This window comes from Bradyrhizobium sp., from assembly GCF_049798375.1.
Classification (GTDB): Bacteria; Pseudomonadota; Alphaproteobacteria; order Rhizobiales; family Xanthobacteraceae; genus Bradyrhizobium.
The window spans coordinates 1-2,483 of the sequence record NZ_JBARGP010000250.1; the positions used below are offsets into that span (position 1 = coordinate 1).

A 2,483-nucleotide genomic window follows, 5' to 3' on the forward strand; every position below is an offset into this window, starting at 1 on the left:
GTTCATGGGCAATGTGCTGCCAGCCGGGCAAGGCCAGGCGCCGGCCCGCCAGGCGGCACGCGCAGCCGGCCTGCCCGATGCCACCGGTGCCACCACCATCAACAAGGTCTGCGGCTCCGGCATGAAGGCGACCATGCTGGCCCACGACATCATCCATGCCGGCTCGGCCGGGATCGTGGTCTCCGGCGGCATGGAGAGCATGACCAACGCACCCTATCTGCTGGCCAAGGCGCGCGGCGGCTACCGCGCCGGCCATGACCGCATCCTCGACCACATGATGCTCGACGGGCTGGAGGACGCCTATGAGACCGGCCGCTCGATGGGCGATTTCGGCGAGGCGACCGCGGAGGCCTATCAGTTCACGCGCGCCGATCAGGATGCCTACGCTGTGGAGACGCTGACCCGCGCCCGCAAGGCGGTGGAGAGTGGCGCGTTCAAGGCCGAGATCGTGCCGATCACCATCGTCGAGAAATCCGGTCCGCGCATCATCGGGAATGACGAGCATCCACTCAAGGTCGATCCGGCCAAGATCCCATCGCTGAAGCCTGCGTTCCGCAGCAACGGCACCATCACGCCGGCCGCCTCCTCGGCCAATGCCGATGGCGCTGCCGCGCTGGTGCTCGCCAGGCGCTCGCGCGCCGAGCGCGACGGCCTGCCTGTGATCGCCGAGATCAAGGGCCATGCCGCCCACAGCCAGGAGCCGCAATGGTTCACGACGGCGCCGATCCCCGCGATCCGCAAGCTGCTGGACAAGGTCGGCTGGAGCGTCGGCGACGTCGATTTGTTCGAGATCAACGAGGCGTTCGCCGTGGTGGCGATGGCCGCGCAGCGCGATCTCGGCATTCCCCGCGATCGTCTCAACATCAATGGCGGCGCCTGTGCGCTGGGACATCCGATCGGCGCCACCGGCGCGCGGTTGATCGTGACCCTGCTGCACGCGATGGAAGCGCAGAATTTACGGCGCGGCGTAGCGGCGCTATGCATCGGCGGCGGCGAGGCCACGGCGATCGCGGTCGAGCGCAAGGCGGGCTGATGTCCCTGATGTCTGAAACTGAGGGAAGTTTGTCATTTCAGTCGAACGCCTCCTGGGTCAAGATCGTACTTAACCACTCACGCCACGCATTCGAGGATCGATGATCTCCAATTGGCTCGCGGCTGCGCTTGCCCGCCGCAACATCCATTACGGCTGGGCCATGGTTGCCCTGACCTTCTTCACCGCGCTGATCACGGCCGGTGCGGTTGGAGCTCCCGGCGTCTTCATCGTCCCGCTACAGCATGAATTCGGCTGGAGCACCGCGGAGATTTCCTCGGCACTGTCGATCCGCTTTATCCTGTTCGGACTGATGGCGCCGTTCGCGGCCGCGTTGCTCAACCGTTATGGCCTGCGCAACGTTACGCTGGCAGCGCAGGTCGTCGTCGTCTCTGCGCTGCTGCTCTCGCTGGGCATGACGCAGGTCTGGCATCTCGTGGCACTCTGGGGCGTCGTGATCGGCCTCGGCACCGGCATGACCGCGCTGGTGCTGGGGGCCACCGTCGCGACCCGCTGGTTCACCGAGCGGCGCGGTCTGGTGGTTGGCGTCCTCACCGCCAGCACCGCGACCGGACAGCTCGTGTTCCTGCCGCTGCTCGCCAAGATCACCGATCAGTATGGCTGGCGGGTCGGACTGTCGCTGATGTGCGTCCTGCTCGGTGTCTCCGCTTCCGCGGTGCTGCTCATCATGCGCGACCGCCCGAGCGATCTCGGCCTGCGTCCTTACGGCGACAAGAGCAGCGAGCCGCTCGCCGTTGCGCCGGCGACCCACGCGCCGATCATGGCGGCTGCGCTCGGCACGCTGCGCGATGCGTCGCAGTCGCGGGTATTTTGGATCCTGTTCGCGACCTTCTTCATCTGCGGCGCCTCGACCAACGGGCTGGTACAGGTGCATCTGATCCCGATGTGCCTCGACTTCGGCATTCCGCAGGTTCAGGCCGCGAGCCTGCTCGCCGCGATGGGCATCTTCGACTTCTTCGGCACCATCCTCTCGGGCTGGCTGTCGGACCGCTACGACAATCGCTGGCTGCTGTTCTGGTATTATGGCCTGCGCGGGCTGTCGCTGGTGTCCCTGCCCTTCACCGATTTCTCGTTCTACGGCCTGTCGCTGTTTGCGATGTTCTACGGGCTCGACTGGATCGCCACCGTGCCGCCGACGGTGCGCCTGACGGCGCAACGCTTCGGGCCGGAACGCGCCAATCTGGTGTTCGGCTGGATCTTCGCCGGCCATCAGCTCGGTGCCGGCGCCGCGGCCTTCGGCGCAGGCCTGTCGCGCACGCTGCTCGCAAGCTATCTGCCGGCATTCTTCGTCGCCGGCGCGCTCTGCCTGATCGCGGCCGTCCTGGCGATCTCGATCGCCCGCCAGCCCAAGCCGGTCGCCGCCACGGCTCCGGCTTAGCGAGGAGGTGATGGCCGTCCGAGTGCCGACCATCACCGCATCCTTGATCCGACG

Annotated in this window: 2 protein-coding genes; both read left to right on the forward strand. The window is 66.9% G+C overall.

The window, feature by feature from the left end; all coding sequences use genetic code 11:
• On the forward strand, window positions 1–1,033 hold a 1,033-nt coding region (locus tag WA702_RS10570; RefSeq protein ID WP_425110463.1), incomplete at its 5' end, for an acetyl-CoA C-acyltransferase.
• Between the two features lie 100 nt (window positions 1,034–1,133).
• Window positions 1,134–2,429 (forward strand): MFS transporter, encoded by a 1,296-nt coding sequence (locus WA702_RS10575; RefSeq protein ID WP_425110464.1) that lies wholly within the window; start codon window positions 1,134–1,136, stop codon window positions 2,427–2,429.
• The last annotated feature ends 54 nt before the right edge of the window (window positions 2,430–2,483 follow it).